Below are 3987 nucleotides of genomic sequence, written 5' to 3'. Positions count from 1 at the left end.
GGGTCGATATAGGCGGCTTTGATGAGTAAGGCAGAGCGCTGGTCGGCCAGAGTTGCGGCAAGATGGTGCCGCCTTGCCCCCCAACCCCGATCGCCGATCGCCCCAATGGCCACCCCGGTTAAACCGCCAACAGGATGCGAAAGCCCACCATGCCCCGGGCGCGAACCGCAAGCTTTTGCTGACCGAAGACGACACCAATAACCACCATCAAACGAAGGTGGTGGGTTCCATTGATATGAGGTGAAAAATGGTTGCGCTTTGGCGATCCACGGCGCTGCTGACATCGTCAGAGGTCAGCGTATCGCTTTGAATATAGATGATGAAATTCATATTCACATTGTTGAACAAAAGCTCACCAATCGCCCGCGCGTCAATATCTTTGCGGATCAGCGCCTTGGATTGCAGCGCGTCGATCAGGCGGCAGACCTGATCGGTCAGCCGCGCGTCGATCTGGCGGTAACTTTCGCTGAATCCGGCGTTGGGATCCGTGACGACCCGCGCCAGGGCGATCCGCCACATGTACCGCGATGTTGTTGAAAAGGACGTCGTGAAATAGCCGCGCACCAAAGCGCCAAAGGCCTCTTTTGCGCTTCGGTGAGCGGTGTTGATACAGGCTTCGCCCTGCGTCAGCACCGCTTCGGATTCTGCGTTGATGCTGGCAAGCAGCACGTCGGCCTTTGACGGAAAATAGTTATAGAAGGTCTGCGCCGACAGATCCGCCAGGGCTGCGATATCCTCGATCCGGGTTTTGTCATAGCCCAGTTCCTGAAACATCCGCGACGCGGCGGCCAGGATCTGCCGGGTCGTCTGTTCCTTCTTACGCTGACGCAGTTTCGACATGTTGTCCCACTCTGGATAGTGTAGTCACTATAAAAATTAGTTGACACAAATATTATAGCCATGCAAGTAATTTTACAATGATAGAAACACCCAACGAATCATAAAATTGCCCAAAGGGAGCCTTCAGAAAATGAACCTAACAACCAGAGCCTTCCTAGCCACAACCACGCTGGTGCTGTCCGGTGCCAGTGCCATTGCCGCCGAGGATCTGAACGCCCTGATCTGGTGCGACCATGCCGACCCGGCGCTGCTGGAGCCGTTCGAACAAGCGCATGGCATCCGCGTAAACGTGAAGGAATATGAAGGCACCGCTGCAGGCCTTGCGATCCTCGACCAGTCACGCCCCGGCGACTGGGACGTGATGGTCATTGATGCCGTCGATGTGGGCCGCGCGGTCGATCTGGGCCTGCTGGCGGCGCTGCCAGACGATGCTGTCCCCACAGACAGCTTCTTTCCCGAGGTCGTGATGACCGACAACAACAGCCGCGACGGCATCACCTATGCGGTCACCGAAAAGTTTGGCTACAACACCATCGCCTACAACAAGAACAACGTCGATCCCGCCGCAATGGAGGACATGAGCAATCTGTGGTCCGATGAATACGCCGGCCGCATTGCGGTCTATGACTATTACCTGCCGGTTCTGGGCCTTGTCGGTCTGGAACAGGGCGTCGCCACCGCCGATCTGAACGCCGATGCGGTCGAGGGGCTGCGGGACCGGATGTATGCGCTCAAGTCCTCCGCGCGTCAGGTCAGCGATGTGGTCGCCAGCCAGACGGCGCTGGCCACAGGCGAGGTTGATATCCTGATCGGTGGCGGCGAATGGATCACCGCCGTGCTGAGCGCTGAAAGCCCCGAACTGGACTGGACCATCCCCAAGCAGGGCGCGCTGCGCTGGGCCCAATCGATAGCCGTTCTGGAAGGGTCCGAAAACAAAGATATGGCCGTGGAATTCGTCAAGTATATCACCAGTGCCGAAGGGCAGGCGCGGCTTGCGACATCGTCATGCTACTGGGGAATGCCCGCCAATACGGCCGCGGGCGACGTGCTGAGCGACGCTGAAAAGACCGCGCTGCGCTGGGATCAGCAGGCCGACTATCTGGCCCGCACGCAGCTTTACCCGGTCCCCGACGCAGACCTCGATAAGGCGATGCAGGACCTTTGGACAGACATGCTGCAGCAGTAACCGTGGTAACAAAGAGTCCGGCCAATACCCGTTGGCCGGATGACCACAAAGAGGGGCACCCAATGGCCAGCATCGAAACAACAGAGCGCAGGCGCGCTTTTGGCTTTGTCATCCCGGCGCTGGTCTGGACGGTAGCCTTCTTTATTCTGCCCTTCGCGGCGATGGTGCTACTCAGCCTCGCGCATCTGGACGGGCGTGAAGTTGTCCAAAGCTTTGATCTGGGCAATTACACCCGCATCTTTACCGACCCATCCCTGTTCAAGGGACTGCGCGTGTCGCTGGAAATCACCGCCGTGGTCACGGTCATTTCGGTGCTGCTGGCCTGGCCGTTGGCCTGGATCATTGCCATGCAGGTGCCACAGCGGTGGCAGCGGCTGGCGATCATGCTGGCAGTTTTGCCGTTCTGGACATCCTATGTCGTGCGCTCCTACGCTTGGGCGCTGGTGCTAGGGCAAAGCGGTGTGCTGATGCAGGCCATGATGGCCGTCGGGCTGATCGACGAACCCTTCCAGGTCATGGCAACGCGGGGAGCGACGATCATCGGCTTTGTCCATTTCTTTGTGATGCTGCTGACGCTGACGATCTATTCCAACCTGATCCAGCTTTCACCCAACTATGCCCGCGCCGCCGCCGATCTGGGCGCCGGGACCTGGAACACCCTGCGGCTGGTGATTATCCCGTTGACACTGCCCGGCATCATGACCGGGGCGTTTCTGACGTTTGTGCTGTGTATCGGCGATTACATCACGCCTCAGATTCTGGGTGGCAATAACGAGCTGACGATGCCGCAGCTGATCATGTTGCAACTGGGGCGGCGCGGTGATTTTCCGATGGCCTCGGCGCTGTCGGTCGTGCTGATGGTCATCGTGACGCTGGCCTACGCTGCCAGCGCCCGCTGGCTCAAGATGGAGCGGGTCTGATGCGCATTCTCGGTTGGGTCTATCTCGCGGCGATCTTTGCCTTCATCTTTTTGCCGGTCGTCATTCTGGTCCTGTATTCGTTCCAGGACAGCCGCCTTCCGGTGCCGCCCTTCGACGGTCCCAGCCTGAAATGGTATGCGCAGGTTCTGGGGGATCGCAGCCTGATGGAGGCACTGCGCAATTCGCTCTTCGTGGCGCTGACCTCGTCGGCCATCGCGCTAGCGCTGGGTTTTCTTGCGGCGCAGGGCCTGTCAAGGGTCGCCCTGCCAGGGTCAATGTTGATGCGCGGCGTGCTGATCGCGCCGATGACAGTCAGCTATCTGATTATCGCGCTGGGCCTGCTAAGCGTGTTCAATAACATCGGCATCCGGCCCTCGCTTTGGACCGCAGGGTTAGGACATGTGGTGATCAACCTACCGCTGTGCTTTGCCATCCTCTTTGCGGCGATGGGTGATCATCAAAAGAACGCTGAACGCGCCGCCCGCGATCTGGGCGCGTCCGACTGGCAGGTGCTGTGTCTTGTCACCGCGCCGATGCTGACACCCGCGCTGCTGGCGGCCTACTTCCTGTCTGTCACGTTCAGCTGGGACGAATTCATAATCGCCTTCCTGCTGACCCGCTTCGACGTGACCCTGCCGGTCGAGATCTGGTCGATGCTTCGCTCGGGTCTGTCGCCGGCAACCAACGCCATCGGCTCGCTCGTTTTCCTTGTATCCATCGCCTTGCTTATCGCGCTTGAGCTAACCGTTTTCCGAAAGGCCAAGAAATGACCGCCAATGTCGCCTTTGAAAAGATCAACCAGCGTTTTGGAAGTTTCGTCGCGCTGGACAATATCGACCTGACCTTTGACGCGGGTGAATTCATCGTGCTGCTGGGGCCGTCGGGTTGCGGCAAATCCACGTTGCTGTTCATTCTGGGCGGATTTCTGACACCCACCAGCGGCATGGTGCGGATCGGCGGCAAGGATATGGCCGGGGTGCCCCCCAAGGATCGCCCGACCACCACGATGTTTCAGGACTATGCCCTGTTCCCGCATATGAC

Annotated in this window: 5 protein-coding genes; 4 read left to right on the top strand and 1 reads right to left on the bottom strand. The window is 59.0% G+C overall.

Annotated elements, in window-relative coordinates; translation table 11 throughout:
* Positions 1 to 207: 207 nt before the first annotated feature.
* Positions 208 to 840, bottom strand: a complete 633-nt coding sequence (locus WBB85_RS18665; protein ID WP_432640096.1) for a TetR/AcrR family transcriptional regulator — start codon at positions 838 to 840, stop codon at positions 208 to 210.
* 130 nt (positions 841 to 970) lie between these two features.
* On the opposite strand from WBB85_RS18665, the gene WBB85_RS18660 reads away from it, so the two are divergent.
* The 4 genes from WBB85_RS18660 to WBB85_RS18645 all read left to right on the top strand — a co-directional run.
* Positions 971 to 2026, top strand: coding sequence for an extracellular solute-binding protein (locus WBB85_RS18660; RefSeq protein ID WP_432640095.1), 1056 nt, complete (start codon positions 971 to 973; stop codon positions 2024 to 2026).
* Positions 2027 to 2088: 62 nt separating this feature from the next.
* Positions 2089 to 2946, top strand: a complete 858-nt coding sequence (locus tag WBB85_RS18655) for an ABC transporter permease (protein WP_432640094.1) — start codon at positions 2089 to 2091, stop codon at positions 2944 to 2946.
* A complete protein-coding gene (locus WBB85_RS18650) occupies positions 2946 to 3716 on the top strand; it encodes an ABC transporter permease (RefSeq protein WP_432640093.1) in 771 nt (256 codons plus the stop codon). Before WBB85_RS18655 ends, WBB85_RS18650 begins: the two co-directional genes overlap by 1 nt.
* Positions 3713 to 3987, top strand: a 275-nt coding sequence (locus WBB85_RS18645; protein ID WP_432640092.1) for an ATP-binding cassette domain-containing protein, incomplete at its 3' end; no start/stop codon positions are given. The genes WBB85_RS18650 and WBB85_RS18645, both read left to right, overlap by 4 nt.

The sequence above is a fragment of the Albidovulum sp. genome (genome assembly GCF_049646345.1).
Taxonomy (GTDB): Bacteria; Pseudomonadota; Alphaproteobacteria; order Rhodobacterales; family Rhodobacteraceae; genus Albidovulum.
Note: the sequence above shows the minus strand (reverse complement) of the source record. Positions and strands in the feature narration are given on the sequence as shown.